Genomic DNA, 23,242 nt, shown 5'->3' with positions numbered 1-23,242 from the left:
TATTTAGGTGTAAAAATAAAAAAAACTGCTTTAGCATTTTCATGTTAAAGCAGTTTCTATACCGAAAAGAAGAATTAAATTCCGAAAGCAGATTTAATTTCTTCTACTTTGTCTAACTTCTCCCATGTGAAGAACTCTAAATCGGTAAGAGTCAACTCATTTTTGTGACCTTTATTAAAGGTTTTATCTGCAACGAAATGCTCTCTTCCCATGTGACCGTAAGAAGCGGTTTCTTGGTAGATAGGATTTCTTAATTTTAAATTTTGCTCGATGGCATAAGGTCTCAAATCGAAAATTGTAGATACTTTTTTAGCAATCTCACCATCATTTATAGCCACTTTTGAAGTTCCGTACGTGTTGATATATAAACCACAAGGCTCAGCAACACCGATAGCATAAGAAACCTGTACCAAAACTTCATCTGCAATACCTGCTGCAACTAAGTTTTTAGCAATGTGTCTTGTAGCATACGCTGCACTTCTGTCTACTTTTGAAGGATCTTTTCCAGAGAAAGCACCACCACCGTGAGCTCCTTTTCCACCGTAAGTATCAACGATGATTTTTCTTCCAGTCAAACCTGTATCTCCGTGAGGACCTCCGATTACGAATTTTCCTGTTGGATTGATGTGATATTTAATTTGATCATTAAATAAAGCTTTGATTTCTTCAGTCTGCAAAGCTTTAACTCTAGGAATCAAAATAGTTTTAATGTCTTCTCTAATTTTATTGAGCATTTCTTCTTCAGCAGCGAAGTCATCATGCTGAGTAGAAACAACGATAGAATCTATTCTTACCGGTTTGTGATCATCAGAATACTCGATGGTAACCTGAGATTTTGCATCCGGACGAAGGTATTTAATTTCAGAATCTTCTCTTCTGATTGCAGAAAGTTCTTTAAGAATAGTATGTGCCAAATCTAAAGCCAAAGGCATATAGTTTGCTGTTTCGTTGGTTGCATAACCAAACATCATTCCCTGATCTCCTGCTCCTTGAGCATTTGCTTTAGTTTCGAAAGTTTCATCAGCCGCAACTCTGTCAACCCCTTGATTGATATCTGGAGACTGCTCGTGAATTGCAGAAATTACTCCACAAGAATCACCGTTGAACATATATTCTCCTTTTGTATACCCAATTCCGTTGATTACTTCTCTTGCAATAGTCTGCACATCTAAATAAGCATCAGATTTTACTTCTCCTGCCAAAACAACCTGTCCTGTAGTGACCAAAGTTTCACAAGCTACCTTTGAAGTTTTGTCGTATGCTAAAAAGTTATCGATAAGTGCGTCGGAAATCTGATCGGCAATTTTATCCGGATGTCCTTCTGAAACAGATTCAGATGTAAATAAATAAGACATATTATTCTTTGTATTTTTTAAATTAAAAATGTGAAGAAAAAATGAATAATTGCCCGGAAATGCTAAAAAAGAATTACTGTTTTAGCATTTTTTTAGAGAGGTTGCAATCAGGTCAAATTTTTCCTCGTTAATAAACGTTTGCAAAGTTAAGTACTATTTTTTAATACTCAAAAATTTTATTCGATTATTATATTTTTATTGAAACATGCTTTGTATGGTCTCTCAATTTGATTATTGAGGCTTAATGCTTACAAAATCTTTTGGAGCATTATGAAAATTAAGCTTCGTTTCTAAAGATGATTTTATAAATGAACTCAACTCATCAATGATTTTTTGCTTGAAAGTAGGTTTATAATAAATAATTTTAATCTCTCGGTATGGGAAAGGTTTTTTAAATCTATACACTTTACTTTTCTGCTCTTCCGAAAGTTGATTTAAAGCTAATTCAGGTAAAATACTGATTCCTCCCACTTTGTCAACCATGTGTACCAAAGTCTGAATATTTGAGGCTAAGAAATCTAAATTTTTAGGCTTCAACGTATTTTCCTTTAAATGACAAATATTTTCAAACTGATTTCTAAGACAGTTACCTTCTTCCAAAAGCCAAACTTTCTCTACATTTAATTCTTCAGGAACGATAAATGTATTTTTTTTATTCGTTTCAGTATCCGAACTGTAAATCATCAATTCTTCATTAAATAAGAAGTCCTGATAAAATTCGTTGGCATTGTCATAAGGCGTAGAAATAATTCCGGCATCCAATTCTCCAGCTTTCAAGGCTTTAATAATGTTATCCGTTGTCATCTCCTTTACGTTCATCTGCACTTTAGGATTATCTTGTAGAAAATGGAAAATTTCTGTAGGTAAAATAAACGACGAAACCGTAGGAATAATCCCCAAGTTAATCGTTCCTCCTAAAATATTATTTAATAAATTAGCTTTGTTTTTAAGCTCATTTACAGCCTCGATAATTACTTTAGCTTGGTCTATAATTTGCAGTCCTACATCAGTAGTTCTGATGGGGTGGGTTGTTCTGTCAAAAACCTTTACATCCAGCTCATCTTCAAACTTCTGTATCATTGCACTTAATGTTGGCTGAGTGATAAAACACGCCTGAGCGGCTTTCCCAAAATGCTTATACTTATCTACAGCGATAAGATATTCCAATTGCTGAATGTTCATTTGATTAATATTATCTATGACAAAGATATAATGTTTTTGGCAGAAGCAATTAAAAATTCAACTAAATTTGATAGTGAAAAATGGAAAACAATCTCAAATTATAACTATATGGATAATAAAAAATTAACAACAGGCAGCGGAGCGCCTTATTATGAACATCAAGACTCTCAAACAGTAGGAGCACGTGGCCCGGTATTGCTACAAGATTTTATTTTACAGGAAAATCTTGCACATTTTGTAAGAGAAAGAATTCCGGAAAGAATTGTGCACGCTAAAGGAAGTGGTGCATACGGAACGCTTACTGTAACTCATGACATCTCACAATATACCAAAGCCAAAATATTTTCAAAGGTTGGAAATTCATGCAGAATGTTTGCTAGATTTTCGACAGTGGGTGGTGAAAAAGGAAGTGCAGATACCGCAAGAGACCCTAGAGGATTTGCTTTAAAATTTTATACTGAAGACGGAAATTGGGATTTAGTAGGGAATAACACCCCGGTTTTCTTTATTAAAGATGCTAAAAAGTTCCCAGATTTTATACATACTCAAAAAAGAGTTCCAAAAACCAATTTGAAAAGCGCGACCATGATGTGGGATTTTTGGAGCTTGAATCCTGAATCACTACACCAAGTTCTTATTCTAATGTCAGACAGAGGTACGCCTTATGGTTTTAGGCATATGCACGGGTTTGGCTCTCACACTTTTTCGATGATTAATGATAAAAACGAAAGAGTTTGGGTGAAATTTCATTTTAAAACAAAACAAGGCATCAAAAACTTTAATGATGCCGATGCTACAAAAATGGCTGGTGAAAATCCCGATTTTGCACAGGAAGACCTTTGCAATGCTATTGACAATGGTGATTTTCCGAAATGGACGATGTATATCCAGGTAATGACCGAAGAGCAGGCAAACGAATTCAGATGGAATCCTTTTGATGTAACCAAAGTATGGTTCCAAGGTGATTTTCCTTTAATTGAAGTTGGCGAAATGGAGCTGAATGAAGTTCCTGTCAATTATTTTGCCCATGTAGAACAATCAACATTCTCTCCAAGTAATTTAATCAACGGAATTAGTTTTTCACCCGACAAAATGCTTCAGGGAAGACTATTTTCTTACCCAGATGCTCACAGATACAGAGTTGGTGTAAACGCTCATCATCTTGAAGTCAACAGATGCCCTTTCGCAGTTAACAACTACCAAAGAGACGGATTTATGGCAGATTCTAGTGGATATCAGGATAAACCAAACTATCACCCAAACAGTTTTGATGACATCCAGCCAGATTCTTCTTACAAAAATTTCGAATACGAATTAGATAGTAATCATGTCGCTAACTTCAACAGAAATGAAAATGATGACGACCACTACACTCAACCTGGCCTTTTATACACAAAAGCAATGAGTCAGGAAGATAGAGAACACCTGGTAAACAACATCATAGGTAGTATGAGAGGAATTGACGGACCTAAAAAAGACGAGATTATCAACCGCCAATTGTGCCATTTTTTCAGGGCAAATATTGAGCTTGGCATGAAAGTGGCATCTGGATTAAGTGTCAATATAGACGCCAATATGATGAATCATTTAAAGTAAACTATTAAATAATAAACACTTAAAAGGGAAAAAAGTCATTTTTTTCCCTTTTTATTTGTAAAAAATTTTTAATTTGCAAGTTCTTAAAGATTAAGGGAAATAATGACTTACGAAAATATACTGATAAAGAAGGACGAGAAAACTGCTGTAATTACAATCAACAGACCAGAAAGTTTAAATGCATTAAATGCACAAACCATAAAAGAAATCAGCACTGCATTGGATGAATTACAATCTGACAATGAAGTAAGAGTAATTATTTTAACCGGAAGTGGAGAAAAATCATTCGTTGCCGGTGCAGATATAAAAGAATTTAGTAACTTTAATCAGGAAAAAGCAGAAGAGCTTGCTAAAAATGGGCAAACTTTTCTTTTTGATAAAATAGAAAACCTATCAAAGCCTGTAATTGCTGCGGTAAATGGCTTCGCTTTGGGAGGTGGTTTAGAACTTGCGATGGCGTGTCACATCAGATATGCATCAGATAATGCTAGACTGGGTCTTCCGGAAGTAACTTTAGGACTTATTCCTGGGTATGGAGGAACCCAAAGACTTCCAAAATTAGTAGGAAAAGGAATTGCCAATGAAATGATTTTCTCAGCAAAAATGATTCCTGCACAAAAGGCAAAAGAAATTGGTTTGGTAAATGAAGTGTTCCCTATTGGTGAGCTTCTTTCTAAAACAGAAGAATTAGCAAAAATAATTGCTAACAATTCTCCAATGGCAATTTCCCGCGCTATTAAAGCAACCAACCTGTCTGATACTGATAAAGGTTTTGAAGCTGAAATTAAATATTTTGGCGAGCTTTTTGATTTAGAAGACAAAAAAGAAGGAGTTTCAGCTTTTATTGAAAAAAGAAAGCCTAGCTTCTAATATTCCTTATCACAAATTATTTCGAAAAAATAACCGATGCAGATGTATAATAAGTTTGATAAAGCTTATCTAAAAATGGCTCAGGAGTGGGCAAAACTTTCCTACTGTGAAAGAAAACAAGTAGGAGCTCTTATCGTAAAAGATAGGATGATTATTTCTGATGGATACAATGGTACCCCATCGGGTTCTGAGAACTGCTGTGAGGACGAAACAGGCAAAACGCACTGGTACGTTTTACACGCAGAAGCAAATGCTATTTTGAAACTAGCAGGCTCTACACAGTCTGCTCGGGGTGCAACATTGTACCTTACCTTATCACCTTGTAAAGAATGCAGTAAGCTGATTTTACAGGCCGGAATTTCAAGATTAGTTTATATTAATGCTTACTCAGATGATGAGGGAATTATTTTCTTAAAAGAACATCAAATTGAAATAATACAGGTTTCAGAAAAGGAGTTAAAAATTTAAAAAAACACAACACAATGACTTGGGATGAAAAAATTAAAGATTTTGAGATTTTTCTTCGCTTTGAAAGAAATTTTTCAGAGAACACACTTGATGCTTATATCCGCGACATCAAGAAACTTCAAACTTACGCAATAGACGACCTTGAAAACACTGGTCCTGAAAAGATTACGTATGATAATCTTCAGGAATATATTTTCACATTGTCTAAGCAAAAATTCAGTGAAAGGTCACAAGCAAGATGGATATCTTCCATTAAAGCTTTTTTCAAATATTTACTTGAAGATGAAATCCGTGATGACAATCCTTCAACTTTATTGGAAGGACCAAAACTTGGTTTATATTTACCTGATACTTTGAGTCTTGCTGATATTGAAAAAATTATTGAAGCTATTGATAGTAATTCAGACTTAGGCAAAAGAAATCACTGTATTATTGAAGTGCTTTATGGTTGTGGACTGAGAGTTTCTGAATTAATTGAAATTAAAATATCTAATATTAATTTTAAAGAAAACTATATAAAAGTGATTGGAAAAGGCAACAAAACACGTTTTGTTCCTTTGGCACAGTTCACTGCAAAACTTTTGAAGGAATATATTGCTGAGGTACGTTCTAAAAATAAAATCAACAAGAAATACGAAGACACGCTTTTCCTTAATAGCAGAGGAACTTCAATGTCTCGTGTGATTGTATTTATAATCATTAAAGAACTTACCGATAAAGCAGGAGTGAGCAAGAAAATATCTCCACATACATTCAGACATTCTTTTGCTACACATCTATTGCAAAACGGAGCCGATTTACGTTATATCCAAGAAATGCTGGGACATTCTAGCATTACAACAACCGGAATTTACACCCATTTAAAAACAGAAGAACTTCGTGATGTAATTTTAAATTATCACCCGAGAAATTCTAATAGTGCTTAATGAAAATATTAAAATTTTGTCCGAATTGCGGAAATAAAACCCTTCATTGGGACGGAGAAAAAAAATGGAGCTGCCCTGAGTGCAGCTTCACTTTATATAATAATGTTGCCGGAGCTGTCGCTGTAGTCATTCGCTGTGGAGATGAAATCTATTTAACCAGAAGAAATCAAGAGCCTAAAAAAGGTAAACTCGATTTAGCTGGAGGATTTGTAGACCCGAAAGAAAGCGCTGAAAACACTTGTAAAAGAGAACTTTTTGAAGAATTACAGCTTGAAATTGACATTAAAAATCTAAAATACCTAACGAGTCTTCCCAACGTATATCAATACAAAGAAATTGACTACAATACCATTGATTTGTTTTATGAATATCGAGTTTCTGAAAAATTTGAAGTTAATATAGAATTATCTGAAATTTCTGAAACACAGTGGATTTCTTTTTCTGAAATTAATCTCGATGACATCGCTTTTGATTCTCAGAAAAAATTCTTTGAAGAGTATTTGAAAAATTTCAGCTAATTGCTTCTTTAGTATTTTTTAGAATCTAATACTTTTTGAAAATAAACATTTAACAGCTTTCTTTCATTGGTCGAAAGGTTGGCTTTTTCGTGGTAAATAATATAGGCAGGCATTGGCATCATTTTATTGTCAACCATCTCTATTGCTCGGGTAAGCATTTTGTGCTTCAAATCTTGATTATACGTTTCCCAGATTGAGAAATTTAAATATTTTCGACCATCGTTCACATGGCTTTTAATCGACCATGAAAACGGAGCTACATATGCATATTTAGGATAAACCGTTTCATCGGAATGGCAGTCATAGCATGCGTTTTTAAGCAGTGTAACTACTTCTTTCGGAGCATTTTCAACCTTAATAAAATTTTTGCTTTGATCTACCGGTTTATTTACTTTATCCACCGGAATAAACTGAATCATAGCAAAACCTACCAAACACCAAAAAACTATTTTCTTAAACTTTTGCATTATCTTCTCAATTGTAAGTCATTATTTGCACCTCGAGTTCCAGAATTAGTATTCTGAATAGAGTTATTATTGGATGGATTTATCGTTGATTTATTTTCTTTAGACTGAGCCTTCGCGGCACTGGTAGCGGTACCAAATTTACTGATGTCTAATACTCGTGTATCTGTCAAATCCCAAGTTTCTTTTGACGTCCATAAAGGTCGAATAACTGCAGTCTTATAATAAGTATAAGCATCTTCCGCAAAAGTAGACGTTTCAAAATCGGCAGGGTCCCAATACCCGTTTTCGTTGTTATCAACCAAAATACGGATAATATATTCTGCAGGTTTTAGCACATCAAATACTACTGAATTTCCGCTGGTATATTGCTGGTATATTGCTTTTTCTGAAGAATCTAATAACTGTAACCAATATTTTTTAGTCGGTGCATTTTGCAATATAACCGATAAATTTCCATAATTTTCAATTTTATCAACTTCAAAATCAAAACGTTTTGATTCAGAATTTTTATCATAAAAAGAAGAGACTGTCGTTTTTGGGATGGTCAACTGATATTTTTTTCCTGAAACAAAGTCTGATGTTATCAAAATCTGATAAGGATTGGTCTCAGATATTTTTGCCGTAAATGGCTGTACAATCGTACTGTCGATTTTCAAAGTCCATTTTTCTGGATTAATCTTATCGATAAGGTAAGTAGACGAAACTTTGAAATCAGTTTTTGGAGGTAACAAACCACCACCGTTTTCACTGACAACATCCATCACATTCTTTTTATTATACTTATAAAAGACAACCACAGTATCTTTCTTTGCGGCAGTATCGTAACTGAATTCTAATTTTTCGTTTACAGTTTGCCCAACATCGCTTTTTACAGCATCAAACCAAATCTTTACAGAATCTGATTTGGGTTTGTGGGTTACTTTGATGTCTTTCAATTTTTCATTTAGAGAAAGGACTTTCACTTCTTCAGGATTCCCTTCAAAAGCCATCAAAACTCCTCCTGGCATTTCTTTTAATTCAGGATTTTTAAATGGTTTTTTAGACGGGAATAATTTTAAATTTAAACCTGAAATAGACTTTTCAACAACAACTGTATCTTTTTGAAATGCTATTTTCTCTTTTCCAGGATTGTAAATAGAGTTTTCGTTGTCATCATCAAAAGCAATAATCTTATATTTTCCTTTAGCAAGATAATTTAATTCATAATAACCGTCATCATCTACTTTTGTAATGTAATATGGCTTCTGTTTATAGTCCATACTATCTTTTAATTGGTAAAGACCAACTACCATTTTATTATCAGAACTGCTTTTCTTTTTTAAAGCTAAAGCATCGCTCACCACCCCACTTATGTATAAATCGTCTAGTTTTTCGCCCGTAGAAAAAGCAAGATTATAATATCTCAATACATTGCCTTCACTGTTATCAACGATTGCATTTCCAAAATTGAAATTATAGGTTGTATTTGCCTGTAAAGTATCTTTCCATTGAATAATCAAATACTTATTGGCAATATTTGAAGGAAGAACTCTATTATATTTTATGGGTGGAGAAATATTAAGATTTTTATTAATATCCTTTAAAGTAATGTATTCATTAAAATCAATACGCAATTCTTTGATATCTCTTCTTACATTGACCCTTGAAGAATCTATATTTGAACCTATCACCTGAGGAGCCAATGTATCTTTAAGACCTCCAATTGGCGAGCCCACTCTTGCACAAGATTGTACAAGAATTCCGATAATGAATAAAAGAAGAAATCTTTTCATGAAATTATTTGAGCAAAAATAAACATTATTCTCCAAAAACTTCAGTTCCTGTTTTCAAAGTGTCCTGATTATCATTCATAATACTGTGAAGCTTATCTTTCTGAGGTGGAAAATCTTCAAATAAACCAGACAAAGCCAAAGCGGAATAAACTCTTCCCGAATATTTATTTCCAATCGCTATAATGGTCACTTTTGATTTTAAAAGATGGGCAAAAACCGAATTTGTACCATGCCACCAACCGTTGTGATAGGTTAGTTTTTCTCCATTATCAAAAATTTTCATTCTAAAACCTAAACCATAATTGTTTTGACCTGCCTTTTCATTGCTGTAAGGCGTAAAAATCATCTGCATTAATTCTGGCTTTAAAAAATCTTTTGAAAACATCGCTTTTGAGAAATTGTAAAGGTCTCTTGGTGTTGTATAAACATTTTTATCACCATAAATAAGGTCTAATCTGTCTAAAGGATACAATTTGTTTCCACCAAAATAAAATGACTGCGATGCCGTAGGAATATCTTTTTCCTGAAAAATATAGGTATTTGTCATTTTCAGGGGCGTGAAAACCATCTCTTTCATTGCTTGAGGAAAAGGTGTTTTGGTAATTTTCTCAATCAATAAAGCCAAAAGCGCATAATTGGTATTGCAATACATAAAACCTGTATTGGTATCTCTAGCCAAATCAGGTTTGTATTTAATAATCATATTTAAAACATCCTGATTGGTAATATAATTTTTTGAAAGCTCTGCAGGGGCAGGCTGAATTTTAGTAATGAAATATTCGTATTTCGGAAGTCCGCTTCTTTGGTCTAATAAAGTTTGAACAGTCACATTAGGATAGGGAAATGCAGGAAAAAATTGCGTCAGATGGTCTGATAATTTTATTTTTCCAGCCTCGATTAATTTCATCATCGCCATTGCCGTCATAGTTTTTGAAACGGATGCGACATGCAATGCTGTATTTTTATCTATAGGATTTTGATTTCCCTCTCGTGCAAAACCTCTGTAGTTTTCATACAAAATCTCATCTCCTTTTGCTACCAAAAAGCTTCCACTTAAATTTCCTTTTTCCCAAACCTTTTTATAATATTGGTCGATATAACTTACCGCGTAGTCTTTATCAACGAGATTGAAATCACCTGAGGCAAAAACCTTCGTCAAGTCTACATTTCCATAGTTAGGAAGATTAGTGGTAGATTCCGCTGTTGCAGCGTTGTTTTCAGATTTATTTTTGCAGGAAAATAGAAATAAAAATAGTGTGGTAACAAATACGAGGTTAAGCTTCTTCATGAGTTCAAAAAATGAACGGCAATTTAATAAAACTCCATTCAAATATGAAAAGGCAGTTGTCAATTATGAATTATTTAACACAAAATTTCACACGGTAAAAGAGTAATCTAATTCGTTAATTTTTGAACTAGCAAAATGATGCTATAATCTTATCTACAATTACTTGAGCTAATTTCTCTTTGCTTTGGTGAGTCCAGCCTGCGATATGAGGGGTTACAATTACTTTTCCAGAGGCTAAAAGATATTGCAAATCTTCATTTTCTAATTCTAAATTTTCAAAAGAAGCTTTTTCGTATTCTAAAACATCAAGACAAGCACCTTTTACTTTTCCAGACTTCAAAGCTTCAACTAAACACTTCGTTTCTACATTTTTTCCTCTTGCCGTATTAACGAAATAGAAATCGTTTTTCATTTCATTAATAAAACCAGCGTCCACTAAATAATGAGTTGCCTCTGTCATTGGAATATGCAAGCTTAAAACTTCCGCTTTTTCCTTTAATTCGTCCAAAGAAACCTGCGTTGCAAATTCGTCAGAAAGATTAGGAAGAATATCATGAAAAACCACTTTACACCCAAAACCCGAGAGTCTTTTTGCCGTAGCTTTTCCCATATTTCCGTAACCGATAAGGCCAACCGTTTTTCCTAATAATTCATCACCACGGTTTTCTTCACGCAGCCAAATTCCATTTTTCACTTCATTTGAGGCGATGAAAAGACGGTTCATTAAAATTAAAAGCATTCCCACCACGTGCTCAGCAACAGAATCTCGGTTTCCTTCCGGAGAATTAATTAACTGAATTCTCAATTTTTCAGCCACGGGAATATCAATATTTTCCATTCCCGCTCCTACTCTTGCAATAAATTTCAGATTGCTTGCTTTTTCTAAAAAGTTTTGGTCTAAAGGAATTCTGCTTCGGATAATTACTCCGTCATAATTTTGAATTTTACCACACACCTCATCATACGAAGACGTAAAATCTTCTTCCAAAATAAAATTCTTCGCTAAAAGCTGTTCGGTAATAAGAGGGTGATTTTTATCTAATAATAAGATTCTCATTTCTGTAACTTACATTTAAAAATAAACGGAAGAAAAATTCTTCCGTTGTAAATTATTGTTCAATTTCTCCTGCAAATAACTTCTTCAATTCTACAGAATCTGTTGGTTTCATTCTTCCCGAAAGAATTAGCGATAATTCTTTTCTTCTTAACGCTGCATCAAATCTTTCTATTTCAAGCTCGGTTTCCGGCTCCATTTGTGGAATTGGAATCGGTCTATTGAATTCATCAACCGCCACAAAAGTATAAATCCCTTTATTGGTCTGAATCTTTTTATGATTGATGGGGTCGTCTAACCAAACATCCACATAAATTTCCATAGAAGTTCCGAATGCGCGGGAAACTTTAGATTCCATCACAACAATTCCACCTTCTGGAATTGGATGGTCGAATGAAACGTGGTTTACAGATGCGGTTACCACTCTTCTTTCGCAATGTCTGGTTGCAGAAATAGAAGCACAACGATCCATTCTTGCCAATAATTCTCCACCAAAAAGGTTTCTCAACTGGTTGGTATCATTGGGAAGTACAATATTGGTCATTACCGTCAGAGATTCTGACGCTTTTTTTATTTTTGCCATTTTGATTTACTTTTTATTGGATTTTGGTCTCCAAGTTTTTGCAGCCTGTTTTAGTGAATCTTTTTTCAAAGAATCCGTTTTAAAAGCTTTTATAGAATCTGCTCTTTTTATCTGTGCCGAATCTATTACTACTACAGGTATTTTCTTTTCAATTCTCTTCGTTTTGGTTTGTATTGACACATCATCAAAAGATTTCTTCCCAAAGAGAAGCTCTTGTTGAGTATAGGCTAAATACAACATTCCTAAAACTGGGATGATAAAAAGGAAAATCCACAGAATTGATTTATTAAATTTATAATCTTTCTCAGTGTTTTTAGGGCTTTCGAAAGAGTCTCCTTCATTGATATCAGAAAATCTAATTTCTTCTAACCCATAAAAATCAGGGTGGTCAGATTCAAGTCTATTTCCTTTGAAATGAAGTTTTCCATCTTCAATAAAAATAGTTCCTAGATTCTGAATTTCCAAAACCTGCTCGGCTTGAAGTTTTTTCTTCCAAAAATCAGTTTGAATTTGCAATTCATTTTCAACAGCTTCTTTTGAAACTGTTTTTTGATTACTGATAAAACCTACCAAATCATCAGATAAAACCTGATAATCAGAATGGAAGGCAATTTTTGTGGAAGGCGGAAGAATACTTCCGTTTTCTGAGTTGATGACTGCTTTAGAATTTTCCAGAGAAAATACACCAAATTTTGGAACAGTAACGGTTCCAAACTGTTTCAAATAGTCTAAAATGTAAGATGAAATATTCATTTGGTGGCAAATTTATGACTTTTTCATGACTTTTTGGAGATTTGTTTTTAGGATATATTGAGATTTGAATCTCCCACGGACTCCACAGATTTGAACAATTTTTTTTTACACAAAAGTCAAACATCCGATAATTTTCAAGCACTTAACACTTTCCTCTATATAATTTTTCTATCAATTTTTTAATTATTAAATAGAAAAAGACTGCCGAAGCAGCCTTAAAAAATTTAATCTGAACTAACTTGAAATATAATAATGTGAAATGGTGTTTACTTTTAAATTATTGAATTTTCCAGCTGATTCCGAACATAAAATTGGTTCCCGCCTGAGAAAAATAAACCGGACCATTGTAGACATAACCGTTGTTTACATATTTCTGATTAAAAATATTATTAACCAAAAGCTTTAAAGCAACTTCATGTTTTGCAATTTTAAAATCATATTGCGCATTAAAATCTGTAAGTAAATAATCATCAAGCTGTAAACTTTGGGTTTCTGTATTATCCAGATATTGTTTTCCAACAAATTGATTCATCAAAGCAAAGTGGAAATTTTTAGTTGGATTGTATTTCAGACTCAAATTAGCAATTAAATTTGGCGAAAAAGAAATCTCTGTATTTCCAAGTTCTGTAATTTGTGTTTTATTTTTAATTCTGAAATCCAGGTTTCGATTTTGACTTACACTTACATTTCCTGAGATTTCCCATTGTTTTGAAAGTTTTGCCAAAGCTCCAATCTCAACTCCTCTTCTGTAACTTTTCCCTGAATTGGTTCTGATAAACTCACCGATGTTACTGATTTGACCATTCAAAACCAACTGATTCAGATAATACATATAATAAAGATTGGCTGTAAAAGCTACTTTACCAAATTGTTTTTCGAATCCTGCTTCAAAATCGTGAAGTTTTTCTGATTTCACATCATTATTAGAGATTAAATCATCACGATTCGGTTCACGCTGCGCATGAGCATAAGAGAAAAACACTTTTCCTTTACCCAACTTATAATTAACTCCCGCTTTTGGATTAAAAAACAACCAGTTTTTATTGAGATTTGCACCTTCACCATCACCTTCCATTAAGATTTTTGTATCATAATCGATATTTCTTAATTGAAGGTCTCCAAAGAATTCAAAATCATTTACTTTAATTAAAGCTTTGGCAAAACCTGCTACTTCAGTTTTTACCGAACGATTTCTGTAATATTCAAACTCATTGATATTGGGAAAATATACTCCGGTAACATTTCCGTAATGCCTTCCGTAATATTGATTTCCAACTACACCAAAATTTAAATCTACATTTTCAAATTTCCCATACAAAGTAGAAACCAAGCCGTAGAAATCATTATTCAACCATTTTTTTCTAATAAAATCAGTTTGATTTACAGGAGCACCATTTAGCTCAAACACAGGAAGATTATAGTTAGAATAATGCGTTGCATCCTCATCTTCTTCGTTTACCCTTACATAATTTTCGTAAAACCCTCTTCCTTTTGTATAATGCAAAGTTGTTTCAAGATTCCAACGTTCATTAATATTTTGTTCCCACAAAAACTGATAATGATTTTGTCTGTAATTATCGGTTTCGTTATCATAGAATTTTTCCTCACCTGTGAAAAGGTCTGTGTACTGGCCAGAATAATTTAGCTTAGGATTTGTTTCCCAAGTTGGTCTGTCGATTCCGTTCCAGGCTTGATACGTTTTTTCTTTGCCGCCAAAAGCCATCAAACGAAGTTTTGTTTTTCCTTCTTCAAATAATGCTGTAAAATTATATGAATTTAAATCTGAAAAAGCTCTGTCGATATATCCATCAGAATGAATATAAGAATATCTTCCCATCACAGAAAGACGGTCTTTCCAGAACTTTCCTGAGCCAATTTCAGCTGAATATTTGTACGTATTAAAAGAACCGTAACTATCATCTGTTTTAAAATAAAACTTTTCTTCAGGTTCTTTTGAAATCACATTAATACTTGCTCCAAAGGCAGAAACTCCATTATTGGAAGTTCCCACACCTCTTTGAATCACAATTTGTGATGCCGAACTAGTCAAATCAGGAACATTCACAAAGAAAGTTCCCTGACTTTCAGAATCGTTGAACGGAACACCATTCATCATCACGTTAATTCCTCTTCCTGCAACTCCACGAATTCTAAATCCGGTATAACCTACCCCGTTTCCAGCATCGGAAGTAGAGATGATTGAAGTTTGATTTTTTAAAAGAATAGGTAAATCTTGTCCGAGGTTTCTACCATCAAGGTCTTTCTGAACATTGATGATTTCTTTGGCAACAGGAAGTCTTTTGGTAAAGTTAACAGCCTCAATTTCTCTGACTTTCAGAGAGTCATTATTTAGAGTTTGTGCAAAACTCAAGGAACTTGCGGTAAGTCCTAAAAAAAACAATCCTTTCATTCTTATAAATTTTAAAAATTTAATGGAATAAAAGGGGCGATTATGATATAAGTAATGAGTGATTGGTAATAAGTAATTTATGTATTACTAATTGCTTATTACTCATTGCTCATCTAATTTCCCTAAACAGCATTACCCGTTCCAGGTTCATTGGGTATAATCTCAGCCCGCTTGGAGCACCCCTTTATTTCAGCGGCAAAACTACTAAAAATATTTGACTTGAAATCTTTTGAAATTATGATTAAAATTCAGCGTTTAAAAACTCAGTAAGAACGATTGTAGGAATCGATGTAATAATAGTTTTTATCATCTTTTGTGACTTCAAACATTTTCCCCAATTTCCAGCTGTAGTTTCTTTTGATATCGGCATATTCAAACGGAATAATGATTTTGTTATTAACATCAATCACCCCAAATTTATCATTATAAGTCGCTACAATCATAGGATTAGAAACATCGTCACCTTCCAAAATGTAGAGATATTGATATTTTGGATAAATGGTAAATTGACTCTGGTCTGAAGGGTTTTTGAACTTTGAATCTTCAATAATGCCATATTTTCCTTTTAAAATATAAGCATGAAATAATGCTTTTTTTAATTCTAGCTTACATTTTCCTAAGTCAGCATCTTTATATTGATAAACTTTTTTGCCTGATTTATTGATTCTGAAAGCAATCTTATTTTTTTCTACCGTCGCAAAATCACTGCTTCCAAATTTTCTCACTTTCTCATTCGATGAGTTTAAAAGGTTACAATCTTCACCAAAAAACATCACCAAATCATACTCTGGCTGAATTACAAAATTTCCTTTTTGATTAACAAAACCCGATTTACCATTCTTTTTTTGCGGAATCAACAATGGAACTTCTTCATTAATTACCGGAAGTTTCGTTGAAGCATCATTAACAGTATTAGACTTAATCGCTGTTTTAGATTTACTTACATTATTTCTTTTCAAAGGCTTAGATTGCGAAAAAGCAAAAATAGAATATAGTATTAAAAAACTCAACTTCAATTTCCTTAAAATCATCTTATGTTTATTTTGTGTTAAAAATAGAAAATATAAAATTCATATTTATAAAGAATCTAAATAATTTCACCCGTACAAAATAGTAAAATTTCGTAAATTTGGAAACATTTTTAAGTGTTTAACAACGGAAAACTAAATTTTGAAGATTTTTTTGATAAATCTAAAAAAATAACACCAGTTCTTATCTGTTACATTTTTATTTCAGAAAAGATTTTCATTAGACAGCTTCAACTTCCGGTAACAAACTTAGAAAGATTTACGAATAATTCGTAAAACAATTTGAAAGTGATGCGTATTAGGAATCTCATTAAGTACCGAAGACGCGTTTAAAAATGAAAAGACTTCTAGAATTATGAATATTTATCAGGATTACATCCAAGAAATCGAAGAAAGAAAAGCACAGGGTCTCCACCCAAAACCAATTGACGGCGCAGATTTACTAAGCGCAATTATTGAGCAAATTAAAGATACAGCAAACGAATACAGAGCTGACTCTCTTAAATTTTTTATTTACAACACTTTACCGGGTACAACAAGTGCTGCAGGGGTAAAGGCTCAATTTTTAAAAGAAATTATTTTAGGTGAATCTGTATTAGAAGAAATAACGCCAGCTTACGCTTTCGAATTACTATCTCATATGAAAGGAGGACCTTCTATCGAAGTTCTTCTTGATTTAGCTTTAGGAAATGATGAGTCAACTGCAAAACCGGCTGCTGAAGTTCTTAAAACTCAGGTTTACTTGTATGATGCTGATACAGCGCGTTTGAAAGAAGCTTTCGAATCTGGTAATGTAATCGCTAAAGATATTTTGGAAAGCTATGCAAAAGCAGAGTTTTTCACTAAACTTCCTGAAGTTGCAGAAGAAATTAAAGTAGTGACTTTCATCGCTGGTGAAGGAGATATTTCAACAGATTTATTATCTCCAGGAAATCAGGCGCACTCTCGTTCAGACAGAGAACTTCACGGAAAATGTATGATTACACCTGAAGCTCAGGACGAAATCAAAATGCTTCAAGCTCAACATCCTGATGCAAGCGTAATGCTTATCGCAGAAAAAGGAACAATGGGTGTTGGTTCTTCTCGTATGTCGGGAGTAAACAACGTTGCACTTTGGACAGGTAAACAAGCAAGTCCTTATGTACCTTTCGTAAACATCGCTCCGATTGTAGCTGGAACAAATGGTATTTCTCCAATTTTCTTAACGACAGTTGATGTAACCGGAGGTATCGGAATTGACCTACAAAACTGGGTGAAAAAAATGGACGAAAACGGAAACCCTGTTCGTAACGAAAATGGTGATATTGTTTTAGAAGAAAAATACTCTATCGCTACAGGAACTGTTTTAACTATCAATACTAAAGAAAAGAAATTATATAACGGAGAAACTGAATTGAAAGATATTTCAAAATCATTTACTCCTCAAAAATTAGAATTTATCAAAGCGGGTGGTTCTTATGCTATCGTTTTTGGTAAAAAAATCCAAACTTTTGCTGCAAAAACGTTAGGAATTACAGCTCCTGCAGTTTTCGCTCCTTCTAAAGAAATTTCTATCGAAGGACAAGGATTGACTGCTGTTGAAAAAATCTTCAACAGAAACGCAGTTGGTGTTACTGAAGGTAAATTATTACACGCTGGTTCAGACGTTCGTGTTGAAGTAAACATTGTTGGTTCTCAGGACACAACAGGTTTGATGACTTCTCAGGAATTAGAATCTATGGCAGCAACCGTGATTTCTCCAATCGTAGATGGAGCTTATCAGTCAGGTTGTCATACCGCCTCAGTTTGGGATAAAAAAGCGCAGGCTAATATTCCTAAATTAATGAAATTTATGAACGATTTCGGAGTAATCACTGCACGTGACCCGAAAGGTGAATATCACGCAATGACAGATGTTATTCACAAAGTTCTAAACGATATTACGGTTGACGAATGGGCAATCATCATCGGAGGTGACTCTCACACAAGAATGTCTAAAGGGGTTGCTTTCGGAGCGGACTCTGGAACTGTAGCATTAGCTTTGGCAACAGGTGAAGCTTCAATGCCGATTCCTGAATCTGTAAAAGTGACTTTCAAAGGCAACATGAAGGAACACATGGATTTCCGTGATGTTGTACATGCTACTCAATTACAAATGTTGAAGCAATTTGACGGAGAAAACGTTTTCCAAGGTAGAATTATCGAGGTTCACATCGGAACTCTTCCGGCTGACCAAGCATTTACATTTACAGACTGGACTGCAGAAATGAAAGCGAAAGCTTCTATCTGTATTTCTGAAGACGATACGTTAATTGAATCATTGGAAATTGCAAAAAGCAGAATCCAGATTATGATTAATAAAGGAATGGATAATCATAACCACGTTCTTCAAGGTCTAATTAACAAAGCAAATAAGAGAATCGAGGAAATCAGAACGGGTGACAAACCTGCATTGACTCCGGATGCTAATGCAAAATATCATGCTGAAGTAGTTGTTGACTTAGACATTATTGTTGAACCAATGATTGCTGACCCAGATGTAAACAACGACGACGTTTCTAAAAGATATACGCACGATACCATCAGAGACCTTACTTTCTACGGAGGTGAGAAAAAAGTTGACCTTGGTTTCGTAGGTTCTTGTATGGTTCACAAAGGTGACTTGAAAATCGTTTCTCAGATGCTTAAAAACATCGAAAAACAAAATGGTAAAGTAGAATTTAAAGCACCGCTTGTAGTGGCTGCTCCTACTTATAATATCATTGACGAATTAAAAGCAGAAGGTGACTGGGAATTATTAGAAAAATACTCAGGTTTTGAATTTAATGACAATGCGCCTAAAGGTGAAGCTCGTACAGAATACGAAAACATGATGTATCTAGAGCGTCCAGGTTGTAACCTTTGTATGGGTAACCAGGAAAAAGCTGAAAAAGGAGATACCGTTTTAGCAACTTCTACCCGTCTTTTCCAAGGAAGAGTGGTTGAAGATTCTGACCGTAAAAAAGGTGAATCTTTATTAGCATCAACTCCGGTAGTTGTATTGTCTGCGATTATTGGTAGAATTCCAAATATCGACGAGTACAAAGCTGCGGTTGAAGGTATTGATTTAACGACTTTCGTTCCATCAATTAAAGAATTGGTAACCGTTGGTCACTAATAGATTTTAAATTAAAGTCGCAAGGCTTTTTAAATAATTAAAATGGAAGATTTCTTTTTGAAGTCTTCCATTTTTGTTTAGAACATTTCTATTTAAGACTCTACCAAATTATTTTGATATAAATCAACAACTGAAATTTTATTTTTCCTTAACTTCATAGGTATAAATAATCTCAATCATTCATCATATTTATCTCTTTTTAGGGATGGTAGGAACAGTATTTGATGCATGAGATTATAGAATTGTTTTCCGCTTTAAACCTTATTTAAAGAATGGAAAAGCTTATTAAAAAAGAAGAAAAATTAAATTAAGATATGACTTTCGACATTGACATGATCAAAAAAGTGTACGAGCGTTACCCAGAAAGAATTGCTGTGGCAAGACAAATTACGGGAAAGCCATTAACACTTTCAGAAAAAATCCTTTATACCCACTTATGGGAAGGAAATGCAACCCAAGAATATGAAAGAGGAAACTCTTACGTAGATTTCGCACCAGACAGAGTTGCAATGCAGGATGCCACTGCGCAAATGGCGCTTTTACAATTTATGCAGGCTGGAAAAACTAAAGTAGCTGTTCCGTCAACTGCTCATGCCGATCACTTGATCCAGGCAAGAGTGGGCGCTGAAGCAGATTTACAGGAAGGTATTAATAAAAACTCTGAGGTTTTCAACTTCTTAAGTTCAGTTTGTGATAAATACGGAATTGGTTTCTGGAAACCGGGAGCCGGAATCATTCACCAAGTTGTCTTAGAAAATTACGCATTTCCAGGAGGAATGATGATTGGAACCGACTCTCACACTGTAAATGCAGGAGGTTTAGGAATGGTTGCCATCGGAGTTGGTGGTGCAGATGCCGTAGACGTAATGGCAGGAATGGCTTGGGAGTTGAAGATGCCAAAATTAATTGGAGTAAAGCTAACAGGTAAAATGTCTGGCTGGACTTCCGCAAAAGATGTTATTCTAAAAGTTGCAGGAATTCTTACTGTAAAAGGAGGAACAGGATGCATCGTAGAATATTTCGGAGAAGGTGCAGAATCTCTTTCAGCAACAGGAAAAGGTACCATCTGTAACATGGGTGCTGAAATTGGAGCGACAACCTCAACTTTTGGTTATGATGACTCCATGAGAAGATATTTAGCCGCAACAGGAAGACAAGATGTTGTAGATGCTGCCGATAAAATTGCTGAACATTTAACGGGTGATGCAGAAGTGTACGCCAGCCCTGAACAATATTTCGATCAAGTAATTGAAATCAACCTTTCAGAATTAACTCCTCATTTAAATGGACCTTTCACTCCAGATTTAGCGACTCCAGTTTCTGAATTCAAAGCTAAAGCTGAAGCTAACGGATGGCCTCTTGAGGTAGAATGGGCATTAATCGGATCGTGTACCAACTCTTCTTATGAAGATCTTTCGAGAGCCGCTTCTATTGTGGAAGATGCCGTAGCAAAAGGGGTAAAACCAAAAGCTATTTTAGGAATCAATCCAGGTTCTGAGCAAGTGAAGTTTACAGCAGAAAGAGACGGTTTCTTAGATTCTTTCAGAAAATTTGAAAATACAAGAATCTTTACCAATGCTTGTGGACCTTGTATCGGACAATGGGATAGAGAAGGCGCTGATAAAGGCGAGAAAAACTCAATTATTCACTCTTTCAACAGAAACTTTGCAAAAAGAGCCGATGGAAACCCAAATACCCATGCTTTTGTAGCTTCTCCGGAAATGGTTGCTGCTGTAGCGATTTCAGGAAGATTAGATTTCAATCCAATTACTGATACGTTAACCAACGAATTTGGCGAACAAATTAAGCTTGATGAGCCTAAAGGTTTTGAATTACCAGCAAAAGGATTTGCTGTAGATGACAACGGATATCAAGCGCCATCAGCAGACGGATCTAGTGTTGAGGTGAACGTAAGCCCCACTTCAGACAGACTTCAATTATTGGAAGAATTCCCAGCTTGGGATGGTAAAAATATTACTGGAGCAAAAGTTTTAATAAAAGCTTTCGGAAAATGTACCACTGACCATATTTCTATGGCAGGACCTTGGTTGAAATACAGAGGTCACCTTGATAATATCTCAAACAACATGTTGATTGGAGCCGTAAATGCTTACAACATGGAAACCAACCACGTTAAAAATGAATTGACGGGTGAATATGGTGAAGTTCCGGCTGTACAAAGAGCTTACAAAGCTGCAGGCGTTCCTACTATTGTGGTGGGAGACCAAAACTACGGTGAAGGTTCTTCAAGAGAGCATGCCGCAATGGAGCCGAGACATCTTGGTGTAAAAGCTGTTTTAGTAAAATCATTTGCAAGAATCCATGAAACAAACCTTAAAAAACAAGGAATGTTGGGATTAACTTTCGCTAATGAAGCTGACTATGATAAAATTTTAGAAGACGACACGGTTAATTTCTTAGACCTTGATCAGTTTGCTCCAGAAAAGCAATTGACTTTAGAGTTTGTACATGCTGATGGAACCAAAGATATTATCTTGGCAAATCATACGTATAACGCTCAACAAATTGATTGGTTTAAAGCAGGTTCTGCGTTGAACTTAATTAAGCAGCAGGAAAATTAAAATTTCTTAAAAATATTTAGCAAAAACCACTCAACTTCTTGAGTGGTTTTTTAATGATTATTTATTCCAATAAAAACTATTTTTTAGTAATCAGCTTAGCAGCAAGCCATTTCCTTACAGGAATATCATAGCATTTCATTGAAACATATGCGATCATTATCGAAACTACAACTGTTAATAAACCTTGAAGCCAAGAAGTTTCCATCGTATTTTTACCATTCACTGCCCAAGCATAAAAAACATAAGCAATAGGAAAATGCGTAATGTATAGCGGATAAGAAATATCACCTAAAAATTTACATACTTTATTAGCCGTTTTACCAATCACCTTTCCTCCCGCAGCGAGCCAAATTATTAACGGAAATACAATCATCAAAGCAAAACATTCATACAACGCATTTTGCCAATGCGCTGTCGTTCCTCCCAATCTCGGGAAAGCCAAAACAGCAACTAAAAGGACACTTGTCGTAAAAAATGCTTTTGGAGTAAATTTTAGTTTTAAAGTTTTAGCCAAAACAATTCCGGCAATAAATGGAAAAGCCAATCTTGTAAAACCAATTTTCAGCTGTGTAGAATCATCTATAGACCAGCCACCGATAATATCTCCGTTCGGATTGGTAAACGCCAAATGAATCGTAAATCCTGCTGCAACAATCATCAAAATGATTAAAACTAATTTCGATAATCTTCTCAAAATTAAAGCATAGACAATATTGGCAATATATTCATAAAAAAGTGACCAGCTGGGTCCATTTAGAGGATGCATTTCGCCCCAACCCCGAATGTCTAGAGACTTTCCGACAGGAAAAACGGTCATCCCAATCATCATCACAAGAATAACTTTCCATATTGGCGTTTCAGCAATTTCTCCCCAGCCTAAATCCGGTGAATACTGGAAATAAAAAAGTGAAGCCCCAATTAATGAACCGATAATAATCATCGGTTGAAGCCTGACTAAACGTCTGATTAAAAAATCTTTTAAAGTCATTGTATTCCAACGATTATCGTATGCATAGCTTATCACAAAACCCGAAAGCATAAAGAAAAAATCTACCGCCAAATAACCGTGATTGATAATTTGTTTGGTGTGGTCTCCGTTTGAAAAAATTTCAAAAACATGAAAGAAAACAACAGTTATTGCTGCGACACCACGCAATCCGTCGAGAATTTCGTAGTGAGGTTTTGTTTGGGTGAGTTCCATAATAATTAAAAATTGGTCAAAAATAGTGACAATAAAGATTGAGTATTTGTCCG

The 23,242-nt window shown here is 34.5% G+C and carries 18 protein-coding genes; 7 read left to right on the top strand and 11 right to left on the bottom strand.

The window, feature by feature from the left end:
- Positions 1-74 precede the first annotated feature (74 nt).
- Positions 75-1,355 (bottom strand): methionine adenosyltransferase, encoded by a 1,281-nt coding sequence (gene metK / locus LO744_RS02390; protein ID WP_230667010.1) that lies wholly within the window; start codon positions 1,353-1,355, stop codon positions 75-77.
- 231 nt (positions 1,356-1,586) lie between these two features.
- Positions 1,587-2,537, bottom strand: coding sequence for a LysR substrate-binding domain-containing protein (locus LO744_RS02385; RefSeq protein WP_230667009.1), 951 nt, complete (start codon positions 2,535-2,537; stop codon positions 1,587-1,589).
- Positions 2,538-2,645: 108 nt separating this feature from the next.
- On the opposite strand from LO744_RS02385, the gene LO744_RS02380 reads away from it, so the two are divergent.
- From LO744_RS02380 to LO744_RS02360, 5 genes are all read left to right on the top strand, one after another.
- Positions 2,646-4,133, top strand: coding sequence for a catalase (locus LO744_RS02380; protein WP_230667008.1), 1,488 nt, complete (start codon positions 2,646-2,648; stop codon positions 4,131-4,133).
- A gap of 102 nt (positions 4,134-4,235) precedes the next feature.
- Positions 4,236-5,003 (top strand): enoyl-CoA hydratase-related protein, encoded by a 768-nt coding sequence (locus tag LO744_RS02375; protein ID WP_230667007.1) that lies wholly within the window; start codon positions 4,236-4,238, stop codon positions 5,001-5,003.
- Positions 5,004-5,039: 36 nt separating this feature from the next.
- On the top strand, positions 5,040-5,471 hold the full coding sequence (locus LO744_RS02370) for a deoxycytidylate deaminase (RefSeq protein WP_230667006.1): 432 nt from the start codon (positions 5,040-5,042) through the stop codon (positions 5,469-5,471).
- A gap of 14 nt (positions 5,472-5,485) precedes the next feature.
- Positions 5,486-6,397, top strand: coding sequence for a site-specific tyrosine recombinase XerD (xerD, locus tag LO744_RS02365; RefSeq protein WP_230667005.1), 912 nt, complete (start codon positions 5,486-5,488; stop codon positions 6,395-6,397).
- On the top strand, positions 6,397-6,915 hold the full coding sequence (locus tag LO744_RS02360) for an NUDIX hydrolase (RefSeq protein WP_230667004.1): 519 nt from the start codon (positions 6,397-6,399) through the stop codon (positions 6,913-6,915). The genes xerD and LO744_RS02360 overlap by 1 nt, the downstream gene beginning before the upstream one ends.
- A gap of 8 nt (positions 6,916-6,923) precedes the next feature.
- Here LO744_RS02360 and LO744_RS02355 read toward each other — a convergent pair whose 3' ends face one another.
- The 8 genes from LO744_RS02355 to LO744_RS02320 form a co-directional block, all read right to left on the bottom strand.
- Positions 6,924-7,382 carry a heme-binding domain-containing protein gene (locus LO744_RS02355; RefSeq protein ID WP_230667003.1) on the bottom strand — a complete coding sequence of 153 codons (459 nt, stop codon included), beginning with the start codon at positions 7,380-7,382 and terminating at the stop codon, positions 6,924-6,926.
- Positions 7,382-9,154, bottom strand: a complete 1,773-nt coding sequence (locus LO744_RS02350) for an Ig-like domain-containing protein (RefSeq protein WP_230667002.1) — start codon at positions 9,152-9,154, stop codon at positions 7,382-7,384. The genes LO744_RS02355 and LO744_RS02350 overlap by 1 nt, the downstream gene beginning before the upstream one ends.
- Positions 9,155-9,179: 25 nt before the next feature.
- Positions 9,180-10,442 (bottom strand): serine hydrolase domain-containing protein, encoded by a 1,263-nt coding sequence (locus tag LO744_RS02345; protein WP_230667001.1) that lies wholly within the window; start codon positions 10,440-10,442, stop codon positions 9,180-9,182.
- Between the two features lie 127 nt (positions 10,443-10,569).
- Positions 10,570-11,499 (bottom strand): 2-hydroxyacid dehydrogenase, encoded by a 930-nt coding sequence (locus LO744_RS02340; RefSeq protein WP_230667000.1) that lies wholly within the window; start codon positions 11,497-11,499, stop codon positions 10,570-10,572.
- 52 nt (positions 11,500-11,551) lie between these two features.
- Positions 11,552-12,079, bottom strand: a complete 528-nt coding sequence (locus LO744_RS02335) for an acyl-CoA thioesterase (RefSeq protein ID WP_066678163.1) — start codon at positions 12,077-12,079, stop codon at positions 11,552-11,554.
- A gap of 6 nt (positions 12,080-12,085) precedes the next feature.
- Positions 12,086-12,832: an HU domain-containing protein gene (locus LO744_RS02330; RefSeq protein ID WP_230666999.1), complete on the bottom strand. Its 747-nt coding sequence runs from the start codon at positions 12,830-12,832 to the stop codon at positions 12,086-12,088.
- 277 nt (positions 12,833-13,109) lie between these two features.
- Positions 13,110-15,242, bottom strand: coding sequence for a TonB-dependent receptor (locus tag LO744_RS02325; RefSeq protein WP_230666997.1), 2,133 nt, complete (start codon positions 15,240-15,242; stop codon positions 13,110-13,112).
- A gap of 263 nt (positions 15,243-15,505) precedes the next feature.
- On the bottom strand, positions 15,506-16,273 hold the full coding sequence (locus LO744_RS02320) for a WG repeat-containing protein (protein WP_230666994.1): 768 nt from the start codon (positions 16,271-16,273) through the stop codon (positions 15,506-15,508).
- A 352-nt stretch (positions 16,274-16,625) separates the two neighbouring features.
- Here LO744_RS02320 and LO744_RS02315 point away from each other — a divergent pair, with 352 nt between their 5' ends.
- Positions 16,626-19,406 (top strand): bifunctional aconitate hydratase 2/2-methylisocitrate dehydratase, encoded by a 2,781-nt coding sequence (locus LO744_RS02315; RefSeq protein WP_230666992.1) that lies wholly within the window; start codon positions 16,626-16,628, stop codon positions 19,404-19,406.
- A gap of 314 nt (positions 19,407-19,720) precedes the next feature.
- The gene (locus LO744_RS02310) at positions 19,721-21,988 is read left to right on the top strand and encodes an aconitate hydratase (RefSeq protein WP_230666990.1); all 2,268 of its coding nucleotides are present in this window, start codon (positions 19,721-19,723) and stop codon (positions 21,986-21,988) included.
- A 76-nt stretch (positions 21,989-22,064) separates the two neighbouring features.
- Here LO744_RS02310 and LO744_RS02305 read toward each other — a convergent pair whose 3' ends face one another.
- The gene (locus LO744_RS02305; RefSeq protein WP_230666988.1) at positions 22,065-23,189 is read right to left on the bottom strand and encodes an acyltransferase family protein; all 1,125 of its coding nucleotides are present in this window, start codon (positions 23,187-23,189) and stop codon (positions 22,065-22,067) included.
- Between the last annotated feature and the right edge of the window lie 53 nt (positions 23,190-23,242).

It is taken from the genome of Chryseobacterium turcicum, assembly GCF_021010565.1.
Taxonomy (GTDB): domain Bacteria; phylum Bacteroidota; class Bacteroidia; order Flavobacteriales; family Weeksellaceae; genus Chryseobacterium; species Chryseobacterium turcicum.
The sequence above is the reverse complement of the archived record's forward strand: the minus strand, read 5'-3'. Positions and strand labels throughout refer to the sequence as shown.